Source organism: Streptomyces sp. LUP30 (genome assembly GCF_001746365.1).
Lineage (GTDB): Bacteria > Actinomycetota > Actinomycetes > Streptomycetales > Streptomycetaceae > Streptomyces.
In genome coordinates this window covers 27,095-50,431 of record NZ_MJAJ01000009.1, presented here as the reverse complement: position 1 = coordinate 50,431, position 23,337 = coordinate 27,095, and the positions used below count along the sequence as shown (strand labels likewise).

The 23,337-nt window shown below is 71.9% G+C and carries 22 protein-coding genes and 1 pseudogene; 10 read left to right on the top strand and 13 right to left on the bottom strand.

Annotation, left to right across the window (positions count from 1 at the left end):
* Nucleotides 1-48: 48 nt before the first annotated feature.
* Entirely contained in the window at nucleotides 49-279 is a 231-nt protein-coding gene (locus BG482_RS10630; RefSeq protein WP_069768697.1) for a DUF397 domain-containing protein, read from the bottom strand.
* Between the two features lie 130 nt (nucleotides 280-409).
* Here BG482_RS10630 and BG482_RS10625 point away from each other — a divergent pair, with 130 nt between their 5' ends.
* The 4 genes and pseudogenes from BG482_RS10625 to BG482_RS45095 all read left to right on the top strand — a co-directional run.
* Nucleotides 410-874: an ATP-binding protein gene (locus tag BG482_RS10625; RefSeq protein WP_256096327.1), complete on the top strand. Its 465-nt coding sequence runs from the start codon at nucleotides 410-412 to the stop codon at nucleotides 872-874.
* A gap of 26 nt (nucleotides 875-900) precedes the next feature.
* Nucleotides 901-1,389: a hypothetical protein gene (locus BG482_RS10620; RefSeq protein WP_256096326.1), complete on the top strand. Its 489-nt coding sequence runs from the start codon at nucleotides 901-903 to the stop codon at nucleotides 1,387-1,389.
* A 177-nt stretch (nucleotides 1,390-1,566) separates the two neighbouring features.
* Nucleotides 1,567-2,532: a pirin family protein gene (locus BG482_RS10615; protein ID WP_069768696.1), complete on the top strand. Its 966-nt coding sequence runs from the start codon at nucleotides 1,567-1,569 to the stop codon at nucleotides 2,530-2,532.
* A gap of 521 nt (nucleotides 2,533-3,053) precedes the next feature.
* Nucleotides 3,054-3,179, top strand: a pseudogene (locus tag BG482_RS45095) (TetR/AcrR family transcriptional regulator); the annotation flags it as partial.
* A gap of 216 nt (nucleotides 3,180-3,395) precedes the next feature.
* Here BG482_RS45095 and BG482_RS10610 read toward each other — a convergent pair.
* The 9 genes from BG482_RS10610 to BG482_RS10570 all read right to left on the bottom strand — a co-directional run bounded on the left by BG482_RS10610 (nucleotide 3,396) and on the right by BG482_RS10570 (nucleotide 14,299).
* The gene (locus tag BG482_RS10610; RefSeq protein ID WP_069768695.1) at nucleotides 3,396-3,923 is read right to left on the bottom strand and encodes a DUF2231 domain-containing protein; all 528 of its coding nucleotides are present in this window, start codon (nucleotides 3,921-3,923) and stop codon (nucleotides 3,396-3,398) included.
* Nucleotides 3,924-4,724: 801 nt separating this feature from the next.
* A complete protein-coding gene (locus BG482_RS10605) occupies nucleotides 4,725-6,443 on the bottom strand; it encodes a GAF domain-containing sensor histidine kinase (protein ID WP_069768694.1) in 1,719 nt (572 codons plus the stop codon).
* 298 nt (nucleotides 6,444-6,741) lie between these two features.
* The gene (locus tag BG482_RS10600) at nucleotides 6,742-7,182 is read right to left on the bottom strand and encodes a pyridoxamine 5'-phosphate oxidase family protein (RefSeq protein ID WP_069768693.1); all 441 of its coding nucleotides are present in this window, start codon (nucleotides 7,180-7,182) and stop codon (nucleotides 6,742-6,744) included.
* A gap of 110 nt (nucleotides 7,183-7,292) precedes the next feature.
* Nucleotides 7,293-7,967 (bottom strand): pyridoxamine 5'-phosphate oxidase family protein, encoded by a 675-nt coding sequence (locus tag BG482_RS10595; RefSeq protein WP_069768692.1) that lies wholly within the window; start codon nucleotides 7,965-7,967, stop codon nucleotides 7,293-7,295.
* Nucleotides 7,968-8,371: 404 nt separating this feature from the next.
* Nucleotides 8,372-8,869: a flavodoxin domain-containing protein gene (locus BG482_RS10590; protein ID WP_069768691.1), complete on the bottom strand. Its 498-nt coding sequence runs from the start codon at nucleotides 8,867-8,869 to the stop codon at nucleotides 8,372-8,374.
* Between the two features lie 123 nt (nucleotides 8,870-8,992).
* Complete coding sequence (locus BG482_RS10585; protein WP_069768690.1) at nucleotides 8,993-11,374, bottom strand: phosphoketolase; 2,382 nt, start codon at nucleotides 11,372-11,374, stop codon at nucleotides 8,993-8,995.
* 74 nt (nucleotides 11,375-11,448) lie between these two features.
* Nucleotides 11,449-12,321, bottom strand: coding sequence for a universal stress protein (locus BG482_RS10580; RefSeq protein ID WP_069768689.1), 873 nt, complete (start codon nucleotides 12,319-12,321; stop codon nucleotides 11,449-11,451).
* 5 nt (nucleotides 12,322-12,326) lie between these two features.
* Nucleotides 12,327-13,349, bottom strand: coding sequence for a zinc-dependent alcohol dehydrogenase (locus BG482_RS10575; RefSeq protein ID WP_069768688.1), 1,023 nt, complete (start codon nucleotides 13,347-13,349; stop codon nucleotides 12,327-12,329).
* Nucleotides 13,350-13,393: 44 nt separating this feature from the next.
* On the bottom strand, nucleotides 13,394-14,299 hold the full coding sequence (locus BG482_RS10570; RefSeq protein ID WP_069768799.1) for a universal stress protein: 906 nt from the start codon (nucleotides 14,297-14,299) through the stop codon (nucleotides 13,394-13,396).
* A 333-nt stretch (nucleotides 14,300-14,632) separates the two neighbouring features.
* On the opposite strand from BG482_RS10570, the gene BG482_RS10565 reads away from it, so the two are divergent.
* The 3 genes from BG482_RS10565 to BG482_RS10555 all read left to right on the top strand — a co-directional run bounded on the left by BG482_RS10565 (nucleotide 14,633) and on the right by BG482_RS10555 (nucleotide 17,848).
* The gene (locus BG482_RS10565) at nucleotides 14,633-16,345 is read left to right on the top strand and encodes a SulP family inorganic anion transporter (RefSeq protein WP_069768687.1); all 1,713 of its coding nucleotides are present in this window, start codon (nucleotides 14,633-14,635) and stop codon (nucleotides 16,343-16,345) included.
* Between the two features lie 149 nt (nucleotides 16,346-16,494).
* Nucleotides 16,495-16,959 carry a cyclic nucleotide-binding domain-containing protein gene (locus BG482_RS10560; RefSeq protein WP_069768686.1) on the top strand — a complete coding sequence of 155 codons (465 nt, stop codon included), beginning with the start codon at nucleotides 16,495-16,497 and terminating at the stop codon, nucleotides 16,957-16,959.
* A gap of 187 nt (nucleotides 16,960-17,146) precedes the next feature.
* Nucleotides 17,147-17,848 carry a response regulator transcription factor gene (locus BG482_RS10555; RefSeq protein ID WP_069768685.1) on the top strand — a complete coding sequence of 234 codons (702 nt, stop codon included), beginning with the start codon at nucleotides 17,147-17,149 and terminating at the stop codon, nucleotides 17,846-17,848.
* Nucleotides 17,849-18,138: 290 nt separating this feature from the next.
* Here BG482_RS10555 and BG482_RS10550 read toward each other — a convergent pair whose 3' ends face one another.
* Nucleotides 18,139-18,507 (bottom strand): VOC family protein, encoded by a 369-nt coding sequence (locus BG482_RS10550; protein ID WP_069768684.1) that lies wholly within the window; start codon nucleotides 18,505-18,507, stop codon nucleotides 18,139-18,141.
* Nucleotides 18,508-18,569: 62 nt separating this feature from the next.
* On the opposite strand from BG482_RS10550, the gene BG482_RS10545 reads away from it, so the two are divergent.
* Nucleotides 18,570-19,028: a MarR family winged helix-turn-helix transcriptional regulator gene (locus BG482_RS10545; RefSeq protein WP_069768683.1), complete on the top strand. Its 459-nt coding sequence runs from the start codon at nucleotides 18,570-18,572 to the stop codon at nucleotides 19,026-19,028.
* 225 nt (nucleotides 19,029-19,253) lie between these two features.
* On the opposite strand, the gene BG482_RS10540 is transcribed toward BG482_RS10545, so the two are convergent.
* Nucleotides 19,254-20,015 carry a methyltransferase domain-containing protein gene (locus BG482_RS10540; protein WP_069768682.1) on the bottom strand — a complete coding sequence of 254 codons (762 nt, stop codon included), beginning with the start codon at nucleotides 20,013-20,015 and terminating at the stop codon, nucleotides 19,254-19,256.
* 337 nt (nucleotides 20,016-20,352) lie between these two features.
* On the opposite strand from BG482_RS10540, the gene BG482_RS10535 reads away from it, so the two are divergent.
* Entirely contained in the window at nucleotides 20,353-20,937 is a 585-nt protein-coding gene (locus BG482_RS10535; RefSeq protein WP_069768681.1) for a TerD family protein, read from the top strand.
* Nucleotides 20,938-21,302: 365 nt separating this feature from the next.
* Here BG482_RS10535 and BG482_RS10530 read toward each other — a convergent pair whose 3' ends face one another.
* Nucleotides 21,303-22,175, bottom strand: a complete 873-nt coding sequence (locus BG482_RS10530; protein WP_069768680.1) for a universal stress protein — start codon at nucleotides 22,173-22,175, stop codon at nucleotides 21,303-21,305.
* Nucleotides 22,176-22,596: 421 nt separating this feature from the next.
* Here BG482_RS10530 and BG482_RS10525 point away from each other — a divergent pair, with 421 nt between their 5' ends.
* Complete coding sequence (locus tag BG482_RS10525) at nucleotides 22,597-23,262, top strand: DUF4389 domain-containing protein (protein WP_069768679.1); 666 nt, start codon at nucleotides 22,597-22,599, stop codon at nucleotides 23,260-23,262.
* Nucleotides 23,263-23,337: the final 75 nt, after the last annotated feature.

Below are 23,337 nucleotides of genomic sequence, written 5' to 3'. Positions count from 1 at the left end.
GGACACACCGGGTCCACCCCGGATCCTCACGTCGCCTTCACCCGGACCTCACACCAGATGGTCGAACTCCCCGCCTTTCGCGCCGGCCACGAAGGCGGCCACCTCGGCCGGCGTGTACACCAGCGCCGGACCGTCGGGATCACGGGAGTTGCGCAGTGCTACGCCTCCCCCCTCCAGGGCCGCGACCTCGACGCAGTTGCCCTCGGCGTTGCTGTGACTGCTCTTGAGCCAGCGGACGCCCAGCGAGCTCGCCCGCACTCCGTTCGGCACTGACGCCATTGCACTCTCCTCGCTTCGTACGCGCAATTTCCCGTGAAATTGCACGAGGACCTCTTCAGCGTGGATAATAGCCATGCCGTCAACCGCACTTCTGGCCCACCGTCCTGACGTCGTCTCAGGGAGATGCCCCGTGCCATCACCTGCGCAGCAGCTCCGGAGCCACGAGTCCGTCTCCGTCCGCGACTCGCCCAGAACCGCCGCCCTGAACCTCACGGGCAGCCGCGAAGAGTTCGCCCAGGCGCGTGACTTCACCCATCGCACCCTCGACTGCTGGTCCCTGAACCACTGCAGCGACGACGCGGTCACCGTCGTCACGGAACTGGCCGCCAACGCGGTGCTGCACGCACTCCCGCACACCTCGGCGGACGAGTTCCGCGTGCGGCTCAGGCTCACCCTGCGCCGCTCCCACCTGGTGTGCGCCGTCACCGACCCGAGCGACAGCCTGCCCGTCTACCCGCACGCCGGCGACAACCTCCTGGAACACGGCCGCGGACTGCACATCATCGAGGCCCTCTCCGAGCACTGGGGCTGGACCCGTCGCTGCCCCGTGGGCAAGACCGTCTGGGCCATGCTGCCGACCCGACACCAGCCCTGATCCCCGACCCACACCAGACACCGGACATGACTGCCACGAAGAGAACCGCACCGCTCGCGGACCTGGGACACGTGCCGTGGCCCGAGATCAGGGACTCCACCGGATCCGCCGCGGGCATCCCGTTCCTGCTCACCACGCTGGCCCGGGGCGACGCCGACAGCGCCGACTCCGCCCTCGGCCAACTCCGCCGGAGAATCTGCCAGTTCGGCTTCGTCGTGGACGAGGCCACGGCGGCGACGGTGCCCTTCCTCTGGGAACTCGTCCGGCTCCCCCAGGTCACCTGCCGCGCGAAGATCCTGCGCCTGCTGAAGAGCATCGCCGACGCCCGGCAGTGGGAGACCACGGCCGTCGCGTATCCCAAGCTGCTGCACCACCCGGGCAACTACGTGGCGTGGGAACGCGCGGCCCGCCACGCCGTCCACGCCCAGCGCGACGTCCTGCGCCAGCTCCTGGCCGAACCGGACACCGAGATAAAACGGGCGACCACAGAACTCGCCGCCGCCCTGACCGACTGACCGCTCGGCGGTACGACCGACCGAGCAGCCGTCGACCGCCCGCTCGACCCGCCTGACCGCTCGACGAACCGACCGGCCGGGCCGAACGCCGGTGCGAACGCGGGTCCTGAGGCTCACCGGCCTCGGGCCGCGTCTCCCCGTTCCCACGCACCCCCGCGCGAGCGCTAGGTTGACCGCATGAGCAACCTTGACCGCTCGCCCGTGCCGAGTGTGTGCGGCGGCCGCGGATTCGTCGTCACCGAACCCGTCCGTGAACTGCTGAGCCCCCGCCACGTGAAACTCGGCGGGTCGACCGAGGTGCGCCGCCTGCTGCCCAATCTCGGCCGGCGCATGATCGGCGCCTGGGCCTTCGTCGACCACTACGGGCCCGACGACATCGCCGACGAACCCGGCATGCAGGTCCCGCCGCATCCCCACATGGGCCTGCAGACCGTCAGCTGGCTGCACGAGGGCGAGGTGCTGCACCGCGACTCGACGGGCAGCCTGCAGACCATCCGGCCCCGGGAACTCGGCCTGATGACCTCCGGGCGCGCCATCAGCCATTCCGAGGAGAGTCCGCGGACGCACGCCCGCCTTCTTCACGGCGCGCAGCTCTGGGTGGCGCTGCCGGACGTCCACCGGCACACCGACCCCCGCTTCGAGCACCACGCAGACCTGCCCACGGTCACCGCGCCCGGCCTCACCGCCACGGTGCTCCTCGGCGACCTCGACGGTTCCACGTCCCCCGGAACGGCGTACACCCCCATCGTGGGAGCAGACCTCGCCCTCGCCCGGGGCGCCGACGTCCGGCTGCCGCTGCTGCCCGACTTCGAGTACGGCGTCCTGTCGATGTCCGGCGAGGTGCACGTGGACGGCGTCCCCGTCCTCCCCGGCTCCATGCTCTACCTCGGCTGCGGCCGCACCGAACTGCCCCTGCGGGCCGAGTCGGACGCGGCCCTGATGCTGCTCGGCGGCGAGCCGTTCGAGGAGGAGCTCGTCATGTGGTGGAACTTCGTCGGCCGGTCCCAGGAGGAGATCGTGCAGGCTCGCGAGGACTGGATGAAGGGCACCCGTTTCGGCGAGGTGAAGGGCTACGACGGCGGCCCCCTGCCCGCACCGGAGCTGCCGTCGGTGCCGCTGAAACCGCGCGGAAGGGTGCGCTGACCTCGGTATCCACCGCCGTCGGTCTGCGTGACGGCCAACTGCTCGAGGACCGCCCCGGACAGGGGCGGGCGGCGGTGACGCCGGCGAGCGCCTCGCCGACGACGAGCACCGGGCGCCGTGCGCTCACGGCAGGGCTCGCAGGGCGGCCGTCGGGCAGGCCTCTACGGCGGCGCGAGCGGCGGGCTGATGCACGGCAGGTAACCGGACGCCCTCGAAGTGGTGGGCGAGTTCGGCGTCGTCGTCCAGGCTGAAGACGGCGGGGGCCTGCTCGGCGCACGGCCGTGGCCCTCGCAACGTGCGTGGTCGACGGACATCGCGGCCCACCGCTTTCGGCGTACGGCGCCCAGGCGTGCGTAGTGGTCGACGAGGCCGGGGGCGTCCGCGGTGGCGGGGTTGACGACCTGCTCGACCGGGGCGCACACCGACCGGCCCGGAGCCGTCCGCCCGAGCGGAGCCGAGAGTCTGGGGCAGGATCGCCTGGTAACCGTCGGCGGTGCGCAGGACGTTGGTGCTCATGTCGGGCCCGCCCCGACCTGAACGGCGACGAGGCCGCGGCGAACCTGGCTGAGATGGTTCTGCGCACGCTGGGCCTGCCCCAGGAGGACGCCCACGAGGTCGCCAGGCGCCCCCTGCCCGCCACTGCCTGACCGTCGCGTCACCGCGGCGCCGCGTCACCCGCAGTGGGTGGTCATATCGACGTGCCGCAGACCGCCCCCGGCCGGCTGGGTCAGTACGGGGAACTCCCTGACGCGCGGGGCAGACCGGTCCGCCGTCCCCCGTACCTCCCGGGAAGCCCCGGCCACACGGCTCTCCATGTGGCCCGGTGCAGCCCGGTGCTCGCGCGCCACCCGCGTATCCCTCCGTCAGCCGTTGTCGCCCCGGGCGGTCTTGGAGAAGCCGTCCTGCCAGGCGGCCTTGGCCCCGGAGTCCCCGATCCGGTACACGTCCACCATGGCGCCCGCGGCCACCCCGAGACAGAGCACCGCTGTCACGACACGGACGGCCGTCGCGGACCGTGCCGCGACGGGCCGGCTCCCCTCTCCGGATCCGGCCTCGGCCGCGGCCGACCTGCGGGCCGTCCACCAGATCGCCGTTGCCAGCACCAGCAAACCCGCAGCCCAGGGAAGCAGCCCGTCGCCGAGCTCGGCATGCCTGCGCACCAGGGCGTTGCCGGCCACGTGCTCCTCCAGCCACTCGCCCGCCTGCGTGGCCAGGGGCACACTGGCGAGCGTCACCAGTGCCAGCAACGGCAGCACCACTCCCATGCGCCGCGCCGCGCTCGGCCATATCGCGCCGACCACGACCGCCAATGCGCTCAGGGGGACGAGCACGATGACGAAATGCACGATCAGGACGTGTGCGGGCAGCCCGTTGACGACGGTGAGGCTCATCGGGTGTTTCCTCCAGAAGGTGACCGTGCGGAGACGACGCGCCCACGGTCTGCCCGTGACGGCCGGTACGACGCGTCAGCCTGGCACAGGAAGTTCTCAGCTTCTTCTGAACCCCAGCAGCCCGGTGTGCACGACGTTCGCGTGGCCACCTCCAAGCGGTCGGCTGCCTCTGCTGGGGCTGCTGATCGTGGCTTCGGTGTGCGCGGCCGACGATCCCGCCGGCCGCGCACACCCGGTGCGACCCGACGCGCCCTGCCGCAGCCGCGCCGCACCCGGATGGTCCTGGTACCCGCCCTCCCCTCCGGGACCGGGACCGTGATGGTCAGCACACCGACCGTGTCAGTACCGGGCGGCTCGCGTCAGTCGTGCGGGACCACCGCCACCGACGATGACGGCGGGCACGTGCGGACCTCCTTCAGGGGTGCGCCATCAGTCTCCGAGCGACGCCCGGGCCGCAGGAGGGGCCGGAGGTCCCCGCCGGGAGCCGATCGGCCCCGCGAAGATGCCGCCGCCCCGCTCGATGGGCCGGGGACGAGCTCCCCGCGCGCGACGGGCGGTGCCGTCCTGGTGGTGTGCCGGAGGTGGCGGGCAGATCGCGGCCAAGGCACGGAGGAGCGGCGCTCGCAAGCCGCGTACCGCGCACCGCACACCGCGCACCGCGCACCGCACACCGCACACCGCACACTCAGGATCCGCGGTAAGCGGGTGGCGTCCTTCGCGCACAGTCGTTGCGAAGGCCCGCCTTTTCGTGCCGCTCTCGGCCCGCGTGACCCCCCAGGCGCGGGCCGTGCTCCTGGACGGCTACGACTTCCGCGCCGGCACCTGCCAGGTAAGCGTGGTGCCGCCACCCTCCGGACTGCCCAGTTCCAGCCGGCCGCCCAACTGCTCGGCGCGCTCGGCCATGTTCCGCAGACCGCTGCGGCGGCCGCCGGCCGGGATGCCCGTCCCGTTGTCCGCGACCGACAGCCGCACCTGCCGCCCGTCGGTGGTGAGAAGGACGTCGGCACGGCTCGCGTGGGCGTGGCGGGCGATGTTGGTCAGGGCCTCGGAGAGCACCGCCACCACGTGATCCGCGATCTCCTTCGGTACGTCGGTGTCCAGCAGACCCTCCATCCGGACGCCGGGGGCGAAGCCGAGGACCGGCGCGGCTTCTCCGACCACCCGTACGGCACGCGCCCGCAGCCCGGCCTCTCCCGCTCCCTTTCGGGTGCGCAGGGCGAAGATCGTCGACCTGATGATCTTGATGGTTTCGTCGAGGTCGTCGACCGCGCGCGCCACTCGCTCGGCGGCCTCCTCGTGCTCGATGAAACGGCCGGCGCTCTGAAGGGTCATGCCGGTGGCGAACAGCCGCTGGATGGCCAGGTCGTGCAGATCGCGGGCGATGCGGTCGCGGTCCTGGAGCACCGCGACCTCCTCGGCGTCCGCACGCCGTTCCGCAAGCTCCATCGCCAGTGCGGCCTGCCCGGCGAAGGCCTGCAGCGGCTCGGTCTCCGTCACCGAGAACGCCGGCAGGCCGGCCTTGCGTGCCAGGAGGACCACCCCTCGCGGACCTGCGGAGCCCGTGCCGATGGGCACGGCCACGGCGGGGCCGAGCCCGTCGAACCGCGGCGGCTCCAGGGAGATCCTGTCGTCCTGGCCGACGTCGGCGCTGGAAACCGATGAGGCGCGGGAGAAGGCCAGCCCCATCAGGCTGCTGTCCATGGGCAGCACAAGACCCCGGTGCGCCTCCGCGTCCATGCCGACGGCGATCTCCACGGCGAGTGACCCGGTGTCCTGCATGGGCAGCGCGACCGCCGCCAGGGCGGATCCGGTGATCTCGCCGGCCCGCTCGGCGATCAACGCGAGAACCTCCGTACGGTCGCTGCCGGACATCAGGCTGTGCGTGATCTCCGCGTTCGCCCGCAGCCAGCGCTCCCGCAGCCGGGACTCCTCGTAGAGCCGGGCGTTGTCGATCGCGACCCCGGCCGCCACGGCCAGCGTCTGCGTGACCGAGACGTCCTCCTCGTCGAACTGTGCGCCGCCCCGCTTCTCGGTCAGGTACAGGTTGCCGAAGACATGGTCACGCACCCGGATCGGGACGCCGAGGAACGTGTTCATCGGCGGATGGTGCGCCGGGAAGCCGTACGAGGCGGGGTGCTCGGAGATCTTCGCCAGGCGCAGCGGCTCGGGATGGCGGATCAGTTCCCCCAGGATCCCGTGCCCCTCGGGAAACGGGCCGATGTCGGCTATCTGCTCCTCGCTGACGCCGACCGTGTGGAAGGCCGACAGGCTCCTGCCGTCCGGGCCGATCACGCCGAGCGCGGCGTACTCCGCGTCGACCAGCGCCGCGGCGGCCTCCACGATGCTGTGCAGGGCCTGCTCCAGGTCCAGCTCCCTGCCGACCGACAGCACCGCCTCCAGCAGGCTGTGCACCCGGTCCCGGGTGCCGCGGGCCGCGTCCAGCCGTGCCTGCAGCTCCTCCAGCAGCTCGTCCAGTCGCAGCTGAGGCAGCCGTACGCGGGCTTCCTCGGAGCTTCCCACCTGCGTTCCTCCGGCCCTCGACGCTCGGACGCCCAGCGGTCCGATCATGTGCCACGTTAGTCTCCGGCCTGAGCGCCCGGTAGCGGATCGGTCCGGGTGGCCGGGGTTTCCGGCCTGGGCCGACCGGCCCCATGGAAAGGACCGACCGCCGCCACGGTCCGTCATGTGTACGACCTCGCCGAGCGCGGCCGTGACCGCGCCGGACTGCTCGGCGGCAGGACGCGCGCCGACCGAGGTGACCGGCATCCGCCGGACGGACCCTCCCCGATGCTGAACGAACCCTGCGGGCAAGGCCTGTTCACCGGGGAAGGCGTACGCCGTACAGGGAACGTCCGCCGATGAGCTCGCGTCCGGTGAGCAGCTCCGGGTCGATACGCAGGAAGACCTCCTGCGCCGCGGGCGCCCAGGAACGCGGCCCGGTGCGCAGCATCCGCGTGTGCTCCGCGGGGTCGGTCACTACGGCGGCCGCTCCCATGACCACGACGCTCCATGCGGAGTGTGTGGCGTCGTCGACCTCGTCGGCCTCGAAGGCGACCAGTGCTCCGTCGACGGCGCGCACCATTTCCGAGGCTGCCGACGTGCGGACCAGCACCGCGCCGTCGTGATCCAGGCAGAAGTTGACGGGCAGAACGGCGGGCAGCGCGTGCCGTGTGTACACGATGCGCCCCACCGGCGCCGTGGCCAGCAGGCGCAGGCACTCCTGCCGGTCCAGGTCGCGGAATCCGTCGTTGGCGTCCATCTGCCTTCTCGCCTCTCACCTGATGAATGTGCTGAGCCGGTCCGTCGTCGAGCCGTGCGGGACCCCGGCCGGAGGCCGGCGGCCTTCGGCCCACCCGGGGAGGAACCGGCTCACACGGTGATGCGGCGTCCCGTGACGGCATACGGTTCGACGCGCACCCACACGTCACGCCGGCCGCCGGCCCAGGGCGTGCTGTGCGCACGTCGCGCGAGCAGTTGCGCCTCGCCGAGGTCCGTCACCATGCGCGCGTGGCCGCGCACCAGCACGCTCCAGCCCTGGCTGAACGCGTCGTCGATGCGGTCGATCTCGAAGGCGACGGGGCAGCCGACCGCGAGGGACGGCGTGGCGCCGTGTGCGGTCCTGAAGACGATCGTGCCGTCGATGACGCTGTAGTTCACGGGGACGATCACCGGGCCCTGCGCGGTGGGCACCGCGAGCCTTCCGACACCGTGCGTGGAGAGCAGGTCGCCGCACTCGGTCCTGCTCAGCTCGGTGAACTTCGGTGAGTGACCGGCCAGTCCGGGTCCGGGCGGCTGGTCGGCGTCGCCTCCGGTGAGCGACGAGAGGGTGGTCTCCAGGGCTCCCGCCAGTCTGAGCAGCGCGCCGTGGCTCGGCGAGGCGTCGGGGTGTTCCTCCAGGTGCCCCAGGTAGCCGGGCGCCATGCCGGCCCGGTCGGCTGTCTCCTCGCGCGTCAGTCCGAGCTGCGTGCGGCGGGTGGCGAGCCGGCGGCCCAGATCGCCCGACGGCGGTCCCTCCGGCGCCTTCGCCGTGTGTTGTTCGGTCATGACCTGTCACGTCCTCTCGTCAGGCCGCCCGGACAGCGGCCTCCGCGTGCGATCGCTCGCCGAGGACCACCTCGAGCGCCGGTGTCGGCGGCCCGCGCGAAGAGGTCGTCCGCCTCCTCGATGCGGTCCAGGGGGAAGGGTGACGGCGCCCACCCGCACGACGGCGTCGGCGGGCTCCGCGATGCCGGGGTACTGGACGACGTCCTCCCGGGCGGGCAGGCCGGGGCCGTGGGAGAGGAGGCCTGTCATGACGCTCTTCACCGTCCCTTTCCGGTTGCCGGGATGCCCCAGCACATCCAGATTGTCGTCTTTCCGTTCGATCCGCTTGGGCCGTCCGGCCCTCATCGCCTGTCCGGCCGGTCCTCCCCACCGGCCGTCGGGACGGCCGAACGGTGCCGCTCCTCTCAGGTGTGCGTCAGTGCGGCGGCGACGGCTTCGGCCCACGCCTCGATCGCACGGAAGTCCCGGAAGTCTCCGCCCTTGCCCGAGCGCAGGATCATCCCGGCCACCCGCCCTTCGGCGCCTTCCTCCAGGCGCCCTCCGAAGGTGACGTGGTCCCTGACGCCCAGTCGGTCCAGGGCCCGCCGCACGCCCCGCACGGGCGGGATGTCCCGCTCGGATGCCGAGGCGTCGAGGGGACCGCTGCTGAAGAACCACACCGGACGCTCCGCGAGGGGGCCGCGGTTGCGGCGGACGAACCGCCGCGCGTCCTTGTGCCAGCGCCCCGCGTAGAGCGCGCCGCCGACCACGACGGCGTCGTACCGTTCGACGCCCGTCACGGACCGGGCCGGCGTCGACTCGACGGACAGTCCGGCCTTGCGCAGGACGTCGGCGACGACTTCGGCGATCTCCGCGGTGGATCCGTTCGTCGTTCCGTAGGTGACCAGCACGGTGTCGGCCATGGTGGTCCGCCTCCCTTCGCAGTCGGCGCGGCCGGTGGGTGGGACGGCCGACCACGTCGGCGGCACCAGCCGTATGTCTTGGCGTGGGTTCTTGGCGTGGGTTCCTTCCGGAGTGCGGGGCGGTCAGTCGTTCCAGGTCCAGTCGGCGACCTCGGGCAGGTCGGTGCCGTGCTCGCGGATCCAGGCCTGGTGCCGGGTGCGTGCGTCGGCCATCTGCTGGCGTACGGCGGCGGCCCGCACCGCGAGGCCGGGGACGCGGTCGACGACGTCCATGACGAGGCGGTAGCGGTCGAGGTCGTTGCGGACGACCATGTCGAACGGCGTCGTCGTCGTGCCGGACTCCTTGTAGCCGCGTACGTGCAGGTTGCGGTGGCCGGTGCGGCGGTAGGCGAGGCGGTGGATGAGCCAGGGGTAGCCGTGGTACGCGAAGATCACCGGCTTGTCGGTGGTGAACAGGCCGTCGTACTCGAAGTCGCTCATGCCATGCGGGTGTTCCTCACGCGGCAGCAGCCGGGTCATGTCGACGACGTTGACCACGCGGACGGCGAGGTCCGGCAGGTGTCGGCGCAGCAGTTGGGCGGCGGCGAGCACCTCCTGGGTGGGCACGTCACCGGCGCAGGCCAGGACCACGTCGGGTTCACCGCCGTGGTCCGTCCCGGCCCACTCCCAGGTCCCGGCGCCGCGGGCGCAGTGCGCGCGGGCGTCGTCCATGGACAGCCAGTCGAAGCACGGCTGCTTGCCGGCGACGACGACGTTGACGTAGTCACGACTGCGCAGGACGTGGTCGGCCACCGACAGCAGGGTGTTGGCGTCCGGCGGCAGGTAGACGCGTACGACGTCCGGGCTCTTGTTGAGGACGTGGTCGACGAAGCCGGGGTCCTGGTGGGAGAAGCCGTTGTGGTCCTGGCGCCATACGTGGGAGGTGAGGAGATAGTTGAGGGAGGCGATGGGCGCACGCCAGGCCAACTCCCTCGATGTCTTCAGCCACTTGATGTGCTGGTTGACCATCGAGTCGACGATGTGGACGAACGCCTCGTAGCAGGAGAACAGTCCGTGCCGGCCGGTCAGCAGATAGCCCTCCAGCCAGCCCTGGCAGGTGTGTTCGGAGAGGATCTCCATCACCCGGCCATGGTGTTCGAGGTGCTCGTCGACCGGCAGGTGTTCGGCCTGCCACGCCTTTCCGCTGACGTCGAAGACGGCCTGGAGCCGGTTGGATGCGGTCTCGTCGGGTCCGACCAGCCGGAAGTCGCGGCGGCCGCCGGTGTCCTTCATCACCCGGGCGAGGAGGTCGCCGAGAACCCGGGTGGGCTCGTGCAGGGTGGTGCCCGGCTTGTCGACGGGCACGGCGAACTCGTCGAGCGCCGGCAGGGGCAGGTCGCGGACGAGCAGGCCGCCGTTGGCGTGCGGGGTGGCGCCGAGCCGCTTGGCGCCGCCGGGGACACAGGCGAGGACGTCGGCGACGGGCCGTCCGTCGGTGCCGAAGAGCTCCTGGGGCCGGTAGGAGCGCAGCCACGTCTCCAGTTGGCGGAGGTGCTCGGGGTTCTCCCTGACCCCGGCCAGGGGGACCTGGTGCGCGCGCCAGGTGCCCTCGACGGGGACGCCGTCCACCTCGGCGGGGCCGGTCCAGCCCTTCGGCGTGCGCAGCACGATCATGGGCCAGTGCACGCGCTCGGTGACGCCGTCCTCGCGTGCGCTCCGCTGCATCACGGCGATCCGGTCCAGGGCGTCGTCCATCGCCGCCGCCATGGCACGGTGCACCTGGGCCGGATCGTCGCCGGTCACGTGCAGGGGCTCGTGACCGTAGCCGCGCAGAAGCTCGTCGAGTTCGGATTCCGGGAGACGGGAGAGCACCGTCGGGTTGGCGATCTTGTACCCGTTGAGGTGCAGGATCGGCAGCACCGCTCCGTCATGCAGGGGGTCGAGGAACTTGTTCGAGTGCCAGGCCGCGGCCAGCGGTCCGGTCTCCGCCTCGCCGTCGCCGATCACGCAGGCGACCAGCAGGTCGGGATTGTCGAAGGCGGCGCCGTAGGCATGGGCCAGGGAGTAGCCGAGCTCTCCGCCCTCGTGGACGGAACCGGGTGTCTCCGGGGCGACGTGGCTGGGCACTCCGCCCGGGAAGGAGAACTGCCGGAAGAGCCGGGCCATGCCCGCGCCGTCCCGCGGCACGTCCGGGTAGGTCTCGCTGTAGCTGCCCTCCAGCCAGGAGTTGGCCAGGACGGACGGGCCTCCGTGGCCCGGGCCCCAGACGCACAGGGCGTCGAGCCCCCGCGCCTTGATCACCCGGTTGAGGTGGGTGTACACGAGGTTGAGGCCGGGCGAGGTGCCCCAGTGGCCGAGCAGCCGGGGCTTGATGTGCTCGGGCCTCAGGGGCTCGGTCAGCAGGGGGTTGGCCATCAGGTAGATCTGTCCGGCGGCCAGGTAGTTGGCGGCCCGCCAGTGGGCGTCCAGGGTGCGCATCTCGTCGTCGGTCAGTGCGGTGGCGTCCTGGTGTCGGACCGTGGCCATGGTGGTCTCCGGGTGTCGTCGGCGTGGGATCGTCGGGCGGTCTTGGACGGAGGCGGCCGTCGTGAAGGCGGAACTCACGCCGGCTCGGGTACGACGGCGACGGCGCAGGCCGGGTGGTGCAGGACCGCGTGGGCCACACGCCCCAGCTGGAGCCCCGGGTGTCCCTGCTTGCGGCGGGCGCCGACCACCAGCAGGTCGGCCTCGTGCGAGGCGTTCAGCAGGACCCTGCGGGCCGGGCCCTCGACCGTCAGCCGGTGAAGGTCCATGTCTGCGGGCGTCTCCTTCAACGCCCTGTCCAGGACCTCGACAGCGTGCTGTTCGTGCAGCCGCGCGGGCTCGCCGGCGAGCAGGGGATGGTCGGTGCTCTCGTGCGCGGGGCACCGCCAGGCCCGTACGGCGTCCAGGCTCGCATGGCGCAGCCTCGCCTCCCGGACGGCGAAGCGCAGCGCCGCGGAGTCCGCGCCCTGCTCCCCGACGCCCACGACCACGCGGCCGTGTGCACCTGCACGGACCTGGTTGTCGTTGCCGGGACGCACCACGATCACCGGGCAGTCGGCGTGCGCGGCCACGGTCAGGCTCACCGAGCCGAGCAGCATCTCCGCCAGGCCGCTGCGACCGCGGGTGCCGAGCACCAGCGCGCAGGCGCCGCGTCCCTCACGGACGAGCGCGTACTCGGGCTCCTCCGGCAGCACGTCGGTGGAGATGTCGACGCCGGCCTGCCGCAGCCGGGCGCGTTCCGCGGCCACCCGCACGATGTCCTCGGCCCGCACCTGCTCGGGCGGCTTGCCGATGTCCTCCGCGAGGGACTCGCCCTCGTAGCGCTCCCAGAGGGAGGCGTACACCAGCCGCAGCGGGGCCCCGCGCAGGGCGGCCTCGTCGGCGGCCCAGTCGGCGGCCCGCAGGCTAGGTTCCGAGCCGTCCACGCCCACGACGATCGGCAGGTCCATGGTCCTCACCGTCCCGCGCCGAGGTCGAACACGATGCGGGCCTTGACCTCGCCGCGCAGCACCTCGTCGATGGAGTCGTTGACGGAGGCGAGGGGACGGGCCTCGTAGACGACCTCGGTGCGGCCCGTGGCGTGCAGTCGGAAGACCTCGGCGAGGTCCTGCCGGGTGCCGACGATCGAACCGATCACCGAGGTGCCGTTCAGCACGGTGTCGAAGACGGGCACGCGGACCGTGCCGTGTGCGGGCAGGGCCACCATGACGAGCCTGCCGCCGCGCCGCAGTCCGGCGTTGACGGCCTCGAAGGCCGCGTCGTTCACCGCGAGCGCGATGGCGGCGTGCGCGCCGCCGTGCCGCTTGAGCACCGCGCCGACGTCCTCCGTGCGGGCGTCGATGACGATGTCCGCACCGAGTTCCGTGGCCAGCCGGAGCTTGTCGTCGGTGACGTCGATCGCGGCCACGGTCGCGCCGGCGATCTTCGCGTACTGCACGGCCAGATGGCCGAGGCCGCCGACTCCGGAGATCGCGACGAGCTGGGCGGGACGGACGCCCGCGACCTTCAGCGCCTTGTACGTCGTGACGCCCGCGCAGGTCAGCGGGGCGGCCTCCAGGGCGGTGATGCCGTCGGGCACCGGCTGCGCGAAGTCGGCCCAGGCGAGCATCTTCTCGGCGTGTGCGCCGTCGCAGCCGTATCCGGTGTTGATCTGCTGCTCGCACAGGGTCTCCCAGCCGGACAGGCAGTGCTCGCACCGTCCGCACGCCCGGCCGAGCCAGGGAACGGCGACCCGCTGCCCGGCGGACAGGTGGGTCACGCCTTCGCCGAGCGCCTCCACCAGCCCGACGCCCTCGTGTCCCGGGACGAACGGCGGGTTCGGCTTGACCGGCCAGTCTCCGTGCGCCGCGTGGATGTCGGTGTGGCACAGCCCCGACGCCTCCACCCGGACGCGGACCTGTCCGGGGCCGGGCTGCGGGTCGGGGCGCTCCTCGATGACCAGGGGCTCGCCGAACGCTCGTACGACCGCTGCTTTCATGGCTCTCTTCTCCTCGCGCGTGTTCGGGAGCGACCGGGGGCGGGTCAGCCGTGGGGGACGACGGCGACGGGGGCGGCGCTGTGGTGCAGGACGGCGTGCGTGACGTGACCGATGTGGGCGCCCAGGGCGCTGCGGCGGATCCGCCGGCCCACGACCACGAGGGAGGCCTCGCGTGCGGCCTCCACGACGTGGACGGCCGCGCTGCCGTAGCGGGACGCCTCGGCGACCTCCACGTCCGGGAACTTGCGCCGCCAGGGCCGCACCGCCTCGGCGAGGGCCTCGGCGGCGGCGTCGGCCAGTGCCTCGTGCAGCGCGGGATCGACGGGCGTGCCGTAGGCGTAGTACGGCGGCGGGTTCCAGCCGTGGACGATCCGCAGGAGCGTCGCCCGGCGCCCGGCGGTGTCGAAGGCGAACTCGATCAGCGTCTCGTCCGGGTGCTCGACATCGAGCCCGAGGACCACGGGCAGGAAGGGCGTCGCGGCGGAGGGGACGCCGACCGGGTCCGGCTCGTGCTCGTCGGCGGCCACCTCCAGCGCCCGCACCAGCACGACGGGACGGTCCGCGTGTGCGATGACGGACAGGCCGACCGAGCCGACCATGAACCCGCCGAGCCCGCCGAGACCGCGTGAGCCGAGGACGAGCAGTTCGGCGCTGTCCGCCGCCTCGGCCAGGGCCTCGGCCGGACGGCCGGACACCTGCTCGGTGCGCACCTCGACGCCGGGGTGGCGCAGCCTGAGGCCCTCCGCGGCTTCCCGGGGAACCCGCTCGGTCCCGTGCCGGTGGGTCTGCGCACCGAGAAGCGGCGCCTGCGCCATCGGCTCCGGAACCGGCTCCCGGACGTGGACGATCTTCAACGGCAGGCCGCGCAGATTCGCTTCGCGGGCCGCCCATTCCGCGGCGGCCCGGCTTTCCTGCGAGCCGTCGAGACCTACGGTGATGGTGCGGAGCATGATCTCCACCTCCTGGGGCGAGGGATCCGATTCCAGCGTCGTTCTCGGGCGGTTCTGCGGGCAGGGGCCACTGGTCCCGGATTCCGGACCAACGGCCCCTGCCCGGCTCGGCGGCGGAGACGGGTCGGTCGCGTCATCGCCGGACGTGACCGACCCTCGTCCTTCACCCGTGTCGGCGCCGGATGCCGATGGTCCGCGCTGAGAGGGCCGAACGGCCCTGTGTGCGCGGGCCGTTGGGCTCGGATCCCGCCGCGGACGCGCCGGTCGCGGCCAGCGGCCTCGCACCCGGTCACACAGCGGTGGATCATGAGGGCAGACGACGGAAGGCGGCAGATGTCCAGGAGTTCGGCCCCGCGCGTCTCGCCATGGCGCCGGCTTGCGCCCGGGCTCGTCACCCTGCTCGGTTACCGGCGTGCGTGGCTCCCGGGTGATCTGCTCGCCGGGGTGACCGTGGCCGCGTACCTGGTGCCGCAGGTCATGGCCTACGCGGGGGTGGCGGGGCTGCCCCCGGCGGCCGGCCTGTGGGCGATCCTCCCGGCGCTCGCGCTCTACGCCCTGTTCGGCTCCTCCCGTCTGCTGTCGGTCGGCCCCGAATCCACCACCGCCCTCATGACGGCCACGGTGGTCGCGCCGCTCGCCGCCGGAGACCCCAGGCGCTACGCCGCGCTGGCAGCGGCCCTGGCGGTCACGGTCGGACTGCTGTGCCTGGTCGCCCGGGCCGTGCGCCTGGGTTTTCTGGCGGACCTGCTCTCCCGCCCGGTACTCATCGGCTATCTGGCGGGCGTGGCCCTGATCATGATCGTGGACCAGCTGCCGAAACTCACCGGGGTGCGGACGACCGGCTCGGAGTTCTTCCCGCAGCTGTGGTCCTTCGTCACCCATGTGGGGGACGCGCACCTCCCCACCGTCCTCTTCTCCGCGGCGGCCCTGGTGTTCCTGTTCGGCCCGGCCCGCTACCTCAGGTTCGTGCCCGGTCCGCTGGCGGCCGTCGTCCTCGGCACGGCCGCCGTGGCGGCCTTCGACCTCGACGGCCGCTACGGGCTCAAGGTGATCGGCGAGATCCCGGCCGGTCTGCCGGCTCTCGCCCTGCCGGACCTGAGCGAGGTGCCGCGTCTCGTGCTGCCCGCACTGGGCGTGCTCCTGGTGGCCTACACCGACTTCATCCTCACGGCGCGGGCCTTCGCCGACCACGACGACGACGGCCCCGAGCTCGACGCCGACCAGGAGTTTCTCGCCCTGGGCGCGGCCAACATCGGCGCCGGGGCGCTGCACGGCTTCCCGGTGAGCAGCAGTGCCAGCCGCACCGCGCTGGCCTCCTCGTCGGGCGCCCACAGCCAGGCGTACTCACTGGTCGCAGGCGCCGTCGTACTCGGTGTGCTGCTGTTCCTCAGCCCCCTGCTGGCCCGCACGCCGTCCGCCGTGCTCGGCGCACTCGTCGTCTACGCCGCGGTCCGGATGATCGACCTCGCGGGCTTCCGCCGGCTGGCGTCCTTCCGGCGCCGTGAACTGCTCCTGGCGCTCGGGTGCCTCGCCGGGGTGCTCACCCTGGACATTCTGTACGGAGTGATCGTCGCCGTCGGGCTGTCCGTGGCCGAGCTGCTCACCCGGGTGGCCCGCCCGCACGACGCCGTCGAGGGACTCGTCCCCGGCATGGCCGGAATGCACGACGTCCACGACTATCCCACCGCCCGGACGATCCCCGGTCTGCTGATCTACCGCTACGACTCGCCGCTGTTCTTCGCCAACGCGGAGAACTTCCGCAGGCGTGCGCTGGCCGCCGTCGACGAGCAGAGCGACCCGGTGCGCTGGTTCGTCCTCAACACCGAGGCCAATGTCGAGGTGGACATCACCGCCCTCGACGCGGTCGACGAGCTGCGCCGCGAACTCGTGCACCGCGGCGTCGTGTTCGCCCTCGCCCGGGTGAAGCAGGACCTGTGGGCCGACCTGACCGCGTACGGCCTGACCGCTTCGGTCGGCGAGGAGCTGATCTTCCCGACCCTCCCGACGGCCGTGGCCTCGTACCGGGCGTGGCTGGGCCGTCAGTAGGCCGGCGCCCCCTGGGCCTCGGAGCGAGGGCGGACGCTCGCGATCGGGGCCGCCCCGGGAACCGGTGTGGGCCAGGTGGCCCATGGCCCCGCTCGACGCCGGGGCGCAGGGTGGCAGTGGAAGTCGGGACCCCTCGAGGGAGACAGGCCATGAACACGTGCCCCACCGCCGGCATACTGCGCTCGCTGTCCGCCGATCACCGCGAGCGGCTCATGCGGATCGCCCACGAGGTGTCCTTCCCTCCGGGAACGCGCCTCTTCGAAGAGGGCGGACGCGCGGACCGCTTCTGGATCATCCGCACCGGCAGGATCGAACTCGACACGCGCGTCCCCGGCCGCCGGGCGGCCGTCGTCGAGAACCTCGGACACAACGAACTGGTCGGCTGGTCCTGGCTCTTCCCCCCGCACGTGTGGCACATGGGCGCCGAGGCGACCACACCCGTGCGGGCCTACGAGTTCGACGCCACGGCCGTCCGGTTCATGTGCCGGGAAGACCCGGCGCTGGGCCACGACGTCAGCCAGTGGGTCGGCCGGGTACTCGCCCACCGACTCCGCTCGACCAGGACGCGCCTGCTGGACCTGTACGCCCCTTACGGCGCCGGCAGCACCGTCTGAGCCGGCCCCGGACGCCACGCCCGCCCGGGCCGCCCGGACCATGGCCCGCGCGAGGGTGGTCAAACCCGGACCGGTCCTCCCTTCGAGGTAGGGCCGGTCGGCCCCTGGTGCGGGCGGCCCGGGCGAGTGATGATCGACATGAAGGAGAACCCGCAACCTGTCCCTTCAGGGGAAGCAAGGGGACGCGATGCCAGAGCCACGCACTTTCACCGAGCAGGACCCGATCCGGGTGTTTCTGCTGGACGACCACGAGGTCGTCCGTCGCGGCCTGGCCGACCTCCTCGACGCCGAGCCGGACATCTGCGTGATCGGCGATGCGGGCACCCACGACCAAGCGCTGGTCCGGGGCCCCGCACTCCGCCCCGACGTCGCCGTCCTCGACGTGCGGCTGCCCGACGGCGACGGCATCTCGGTCTGCCGGGAACTGCGCAGCCAGATGCCGGAACTGGCCTGTCTGATGCTGACCTCGTTCGACGACGAAGAGGCCCTGCTCGACGCGATCATGGCCGGCGCCTCGGGTTACGTCCTCAAGCAGATCAAGGGATCCGACCTCGTCTCCGCGGTCCGCACCGTCGCCGCCGGCCAGTCGATGCTGGATCCCTCGACCACGGCCCGCCTGATGCGCTCGCTGCGGGCCGACCCCGCGGACAGCCCGGCCGTGCCGTCCGAGCTGGCGGGCCTGTCACCGCGCGAGAGGGACATCCTGGCGTTGATCGGCGACGGCCTGACCAACCGTGAGATCGGCAAGAAGCTCTACCTGTCCGAGAAGACCGTCAAGAACCACATCTCCCGTCTGCTGGCGAAGCTCGGTGTGCAGCGCAGGGTCCAGGCCGCGGTCCTCGCCTCCCAGTTGGAGCAACCGGAAGCGGGCGAGCACCGGACCAGGTGACGGGGACCGGAGCCGTCGGGACCGCGTGACAGCTCCGGTGCCCGCGTCGGCAGCGGTCGCGACGACGGTGGCCGTCGCACCGGCGAGCGAGCAGCGCCCTAGTCGGCCGGGGGCAGCCAGACGGGAACGGGCGGTGCGTACGGCCCTTTGGGTACGGCGAAGCGCCACTTGATCATTGCGAGATCAGTGCGGTGAGCGTCTTCGTCGTGATCGCCGAAGGCGTGGATCTGATCGGCCTCTCGATCGGCGGCCTTCGGGGGGAATGGTGATCGTCGGCGGCGTTCGGCTCGTCAGGCGCGGTCGTGGAGCGTGACGTGGTAGCCGTCGGGGTCGGCGAAGGTGAAGGTCCGGCCGAAGGGGCCGTCGATCGGCGTGGAGACGATGGTGTGACCGTCGGCGACGAGGGCGTCGTGGGCGGCCTGGACATCGGTGGCGTGGAGCCAGACGGCGACACCGATGCCGGGCTGGGCGACGGATGCGAGATCGGTGCCGGGAACGACGTCGCGGAGTGCGAACGCGATCGGCTTCGTCTCGAAGACGACGGCGTGCGGCGGTCCGGCGGGCGAGCGGACGAGGCCGAGGTACTGCTCGTAGAACGCCTGCGAAGCGTCGAGGTCGCGCACCTGGAGCGAGATGAAGTCGGGGCCGGTGGTGGGCATGATGATGCTCCTTCGCTTCGTGTCAGATTCCTGACACAGGCAAGGTATGTCAGAATCCTGACATGAGTCAAAACGGTGCCGGCATCGACCTGGACACATCACTGGGCTACCTGCTGAAAGAGGCTTCGAGCGCCCTGCGCACGGCCATGGAGGAGGTGCTGCGGCCACTGGGGATGAGCGTGACGCACTACTCCTGCCTCGAGCTCCTGGCTCAACGGCCGGGCTTGTCGAACTCCGAGCTCGCGCGTGGCGCCTTCGTGACACGGCAGTCGATGAACGTGCTGCTCCAGAACCTGGAACGAGAGGGCTACGTGACCAGGCCCGCACAGGCGCCTGTCGGGAAGGCCCTTCCCGCGCGGCTCACGCCTCGCGGCCGGCGGAGTCTGGAGAAGGCGTCCGCGGCGGTGCGGTCCGTCGAGGTCAGAATGCTGGCCGGAATGACCGAGAGCGAGCAGTCAGGCGCCTTCCTGATCCTGCGCAGGATGATTCACTCCCTGCGCGATGACACCGGCGGTGCATAGCTCGCCCTCGGCCGTCAGCGTTTGCCGGGGCGGCCTTCCAAGGCGGCAACCCGGTCTTCGACTTCGACGGAGGGATCCGGAGCGAAGAAGACCTGCCAGGCCCGCCGAACGCCCTGCTCGGCGTCGTCGTGGGTGCGGGGACGCCGCGCCCCTCGTCGTCACAGGCCCCGGGCAAGGCCGTTGGTCCACCGTCCCGTCGACCGGCAGGCGGAGGCCCGCTCCGGATCAAGCCGCCTTTCCGAAGACGAGCACCTCCGTCGTGGCGACGCCCATGGGCGCCACGAAGCTGGCCTCCAGGGTGCAACCGAGGGTCGCGAAGAGGTCCACGCACGTCCGGCGAGGCAGCGCGGCCGGGTAGGAGCCGTGCCCCTCGCCGCCCTGTGTCGCCCAGGTGCGCACCGCGTCCGGGTCGAGGCAGGTCTCCGTCATCACGTCGAAGACGATGCGACCCCCGGGTCGCGTGACACGTGCCATCTCGAGGAAGTACCGGGAGGCGCAGAGGAAGGTCACGGTGTTGAAGACCTTGTGCGCCTGGACGAGATCGATGCTGGCGTCGGGCGTGGGGGCCAGACTGCTTCCCGCGGTCGGCCGGGCGACCACGCCGAACGTCTCCACCAGGTAGTCGGCCCAGGGCGCAGCCGTCTCGTAGATCTCGTAGCGTTCCGGTGAACACTCCTTCAGCGTCTTCTCCAGGTAGCGTCCGGACCCGGGCCCGATCTCCAGCACCGAGGTCGGTCGTCCGGCGAAGACGCCGAGGGCGCGCAGCTCGTCGATGGTCGACTGGGTGGCGCCCGGCGTCCCGTTCATCACCTGGTCGATGTGGTCGCCGACCGACAGACCGGCCGCCCGTGCGGCCCGCATCGTGGCCTCGAACGGGAGGAAGTCGTCGACGCCGCCCCGGTTGTTGCTGCTGCGCACGATGTCGAACCCGGCACGCCCCAGGAGCCGCTTGGCCCCCGACTTCAATGCCTTGCCTGCTGCCTGCATCAGGCAACCCCCCAGATCGTCCCACTCTCGCTGTCAGCATAGGATCCCGGACCCGGACGCGCAGCGAGACGGACATTTCACTCCGCCTCTCTCGCGGCCCTGCCGACCGGGCGCCCCGACGGCACGCACCGCGGCGCGGCGCGGGTGACGTGCAGGCGATGGTGGGCGGCGTCTCCCCCGCCGCCATCGCACGCGCCCCGGTCTCCCCGGCCCCCGGCCCCGCGCATGATCACCCTCGGGCCCGCCCGGTCCGATCCCGGGGGGTGAGGCGGGAACCAGAAAGGCATTGGGCACACTCTGCGTGTTGTAGTCCCTTCGCGCAAAGGATGAGCCACACATGATCACCCTCACCAAAGAAGACGGCCCCGCCGACCTGGACGGAGTGACCCGCCTGACCTTCGGGGTCTCCTGGGATCCCACCGCCGGCAGCAGCGGCGGGGTGTTGGGCAAACTGCGCCGCAAGTCCGGCACCGACCTCGACCTGATCGCCGTGGCCATGCAGGGCGGCGACCCGGTGCGCCTCGCGGGTCTCGACTCGCTCGACCCGATGGGCAACGGCTCGCTCGTGCACAGCGGCGACAACCAGACGGGGCACGGCGACGGTGACGACGAGACGGTGACCGTCGAGTTCGCCCGGATACCGCCCCAGATCACGTCGATCGTGTTCGTCGCCGCGGCGTACAAGAAGGGCAGCTCCTTCCAGAAGGCGCGCAACATCAGCTTCAAGGTCTACGACGCGACCGGAGGCAGCTCGCAGCAGGTCGCCGACATCTGGCCGAGTCTGCTGACCCAGGACAACGGCTGCGCGGTGGCCAAGGCCGTCCGCGTCGGGGGCAGTTGGAAACTCGAAGTGATCAACATCACGGGCAAGATCAAGCAGGGTGACGAACACGCCCTGATGCGTTTCGCCGTCAGCAAGTAACCCTGCCTGCGGCCGTCGTCCGACCGCGCCCGCGGCGCATTCCGCTCCGGCGCCGGGACTGCCGGAAGCAGGCCCGACGCGCACACGGCGGAATCAACGCCACCGCCCCGGAAGACTGCGGGCGGACGACTTCGCGATCACCTTGGTCGCGGAGGACTTCGAGGCGTTCGTCATGGGCTCGGTCGACAGGCTTCCGAACGGACCCACCCCCCCCTCCCCGCCCGCACCGGCGCCGCAGCCGAGCCGGCCGTCCTGCCTCCGTCCCGGTCCCGCGCGGCAGCTCGGCGAGGAGGGCGGAGGCGGAGGCCTGTTCCCTCGGGCCCGGACGGCCTCGTCCGCGACGAAGGGCCGGTTCGTTCGACGGCTCACACCGGAACCGTGATGACGGGGCAGCGTGCGTGGTGCAGTGCCCCCTGGCTCACCGAGCCCAGGAACATGTCCGTGAATCCGCCGTGCCCCCGTGTTCCCACGACCAGGCCGAGGGCGTGCTCCGAGGCTTCCGTGAGGACGTGCACCGGGTGCCCCAGAAGGACTTCGTGATGCAGCTCCACTTCCGGGTGTGTCGCGGTACGGCCCGCGACCGTCTCGGACAGCACGCGGCGGGCCTCCTGCACCGCCGCGTCCTCGTCCACGATGCCGAGGAGCGGAGGCTGCCACACGTACAGGGCGCGGAGGACCGCCCCCCGCAGGGCCGCCTCCTCGAACGCCAGATCCACCGCGGCCGCCGAGTGCGGGCTGCCGTCGACGCCGACGACGAAGTACGCCGGCTCCTGGGTGACGTGCTCCGGTTCCGGGACGACCGCCACCGGGCAGGGGGCGTGGGCCACGAGGGGCAGGGCCACGGCGGCGGAGGCGAGCAGTTCACGCCGTCTGCTCAGGTGCCAGGAGCCCACCACGACCATGGAGGCACCGCGCGCCTCCTCGCGCAGGACCCACGCCGGCTCTCCCTCCGCCAGCAGCGTCGACAGTTCCACCTCCGGTCGCCGGGACTCGACGAACGTGACCGCCTCCTCGAGGATCTGGTCGCCCGCCCCGTGCAGCGCCTGGTTCCACTCCTCCCAGGAGGGCCGCACCTCCCGCGACCGATAACCGCGGGTCGGCACGCCCTGGGCATGCACGAGCCGCAGCGGTAGACCCCGTCGGTCCGCTTCGTCGGCCGCCCAGGCGAGTGCGAGTCGCTTCGAGGCATCGGGATCCACGCCCACGACGATCGGCCTGCGCCCGTCCGCACCAGCCATGACACCTCCAGGAGATCTCCGCGCCGTCGCACCCCTCCTCCAGCGTCGCCCCCGCCGCCGGGCCCCGCCACGCCACGCGACTCGCGGGTGAGCACGCTCGCACCACACTGCTGGTGACGTTCAGCGGGCGCCACAGTGCGGCGAAACGCTGCACCGGCCCCCAGGCGTCCGAGTGCCTGACGGCTGCTCCGTCGCATCGGCGAGCCGGTGGAGGCCGCTCGGCACATGCGGCTCTCGTGAACCCGGCGGAGAGTGGAAGGAGGAACGTACGCGACACGGGGAGACGGAAGCCATCCCCGCCGGACCGGTCGCCGACGGCGAGCGCTCGCGGGCGCCGCCTCCGAGGCGGACCTGCCGCGTGAGGACGTCGTGTCACAGGCACCGGGCCGGCCACCTGAGCACCGAAGCGGAGTTGATCGCCATGAGCCCTGCGGTCGCCAAGCCCGACAGACCGGTCCGGGTCACCGCCCGGCTCGACGCCCCGCTCTCCCGTTGGCTGTGGCTGGTGAAGTGGATCCTGATCATTCCGCACTGCCTGCTGCTGTTCTTCCTCTGGATCGCCTTCGGCGTCGTCACCGTGATCGCCTTCTTCGCCATCCTGTTCACCGAGCGTTACCCACGCCCCCTCTTCGACTTCAACCTGGGTGTACTGCGCTGGAGTTGGCGAGTCGCCTACTACTCGTACGCCGCTCTGGCCACCGACCGCTACCCGCCCTTCACTCTGGGGGAGGAACCGGACTACCCCGCACGCCTGGACATCGCGTATCCCGAGCGTCTCTCACGGGGCCTGGTCCTGGTGAAGTGGTGGCTGCTGGCCATCCCGCAGTACATCGTCATCGGCTTCTTCGTCGGAGGCTGGCACCTCGGCTGGTGGACGGGCGGACTCGTGGACGTGCTCACCCTGATCGCCGCCGTCGTCCTCGCCTTCACGGAAAAGTACCCGCGCGACCTGTTCGACCTGGTCACAGGCCTGAACCGATGGGTACTGCGCGTCGCGGCCTACGTCACCCTGATGACGGACGTCTATCCGCCGTTCCGTCTCGACATGGGAGGCGGCGAGCCCGACGACCCTCACCTGCCGTCATGACCCGTTGCCGCCCCCGCCGCGAAGTCGCCGGGGCCGCCAGGGGGCGGCCGTGGGACAGTGGAGGAGACGGGAATC

Bases quoted from the DNA above. Each gene is read 5' to 3' on its own strand.
- BG482_RS10630 (WP_069768697.1), bottom strand. From the start codon at position 279: ATGGCGTCAGTGCCGAACGGAGTGCGGGCGAGCTCGCTGGGCGTCCGC.
- BG482_RS10620 (WP_256096326.1), top strand. From the start codon at position 901: ATGACTGCCACGAAGAGAACCGCACCGCTCGCGGACCTGGGACACGTG.
- BG482_RS10615 (WP_069768696.1), top strand. From the start codon at position 1,567: ATGAGCAACCTTGACCGCTCGCCCGTGCCGAGTGTGTGCGGCGGCCGC.
- BG482_RS10610 (WP_069768695.1), bottom strand. From the start codon at position 3,923: ATGAGCCTCACCGTCGTCAACGGGCTGCCCGCACACGTCCTGATCGTG.
- BG482_RS10600 (WP_069768693.1), bottom strand. From the start codon at position 7,182: ATGGACGCCAACGACGGATTCCGCGACCTGGACCGGCAGGAGTGCCTG.
- BG482_RS10595 (WP_069768692.1), bottom strand. From the start codon at position 7,967: ATGACCGAACAACACACGGCGAAGGCGCCGGAGGGACCGCCGTCGGGC.
- BG482_RS10590 (WP_069768691.1), bottom strand. From the start codon at position 8,869: ATGGCCGACACCGTGCTGGTCACCTACGGAACGACGAACGGATCCACC.
- BG482_RS10585 (WP_069768690.1), bottom strand. From the start codon at position 11,374: ATGGCCACGGTCCGACACCAGGACGCCACCGCACTGACCGACGACGAG.
- BG482_RS10580 (WP_069768689.1), bottom strand. From the start codon at position 12,321: ATGGACCTGCCGATCGTCGTGGGCGTGGACGGCTCGGAACCTAGCCTG.
- BG482_RS10575 (WP_069768688.1), bottom strand. From the start codon at position 13,349: ATGAAAGCAGCGGTCGTACGAGCGTTCGGCGAGCCCCTGGTCATCGAG.
- BG482_RS10570 (WP_069768799.1), bottom strand. From the start codon at position 14,299: ATGCTCCGCACCATCACCGTAGGTCTCGACGGCTCGCAGGAAAGCCGG.
- BG482_RS10565 (WP_069768687.1), top strand. From the start codon at position 14,633: ATGTCCAGGAGTTCGGCCCCGCGCGTCTCGCCATGGCGCCGGCTTGCG.
- BG482_RS10560 (WP_069768686.1), top strand. From the start codon at position 16,495: ATGAACACGTGCCCCACCGCCGGCATACTGCGCTCGCTGTCCGCCGAT.
- BG482_RS10555 (WP_069768685.1), top strand. From the start codon at position 17,147: ATGCCAGAGCCACGCACTTTCACCGAGCAGGACCCGATCCGGGTGTTT.
- BG482_RS10550 (WP_069768684.1), bottom strand. From the start codon at position 18,507: ATGCCCACCACCGGCCCCGACTTCATCTCGCTCCAGGTGCGCGACCTC.
- BG482_RS10545 (WP_069768683.1), top strand. From the start codon at position 18,570: ATGAGTCAAAACGGTGCCGGCATCGACCTGGACACATCACTGGGCTAC.
- BG482_RS10540 (WP_069768682.1), bottom strand. From the start codon at position 20,015: ATGCAGGCAGCAGGCAAGGCATTGAAGTCGGGGGCCAAGCGGCTCCTG.
- BG482_RS10535 (WP_069768681.1), top strand. From the start codon at position 20,353: ATGATCACCCTCACCAAAGAAGACGGCCCCGCCGACCTGGACGGAGTG.
- BG482_RS10530 (WP_069768680.1), bottom strand. From the start codon at position 22,175: ATGGCTGGTGCGGACGGGCGCAGGCCGATCGTCGTGGGCGTGGATCCC.
- BG482_RS10525 (WP_069768679.1), top strand. From the start codon at position 22,597: ATGAGCCCTGCGGTCGCCAAGCCCGACAGACCGGTCCGGGTCACCGCC.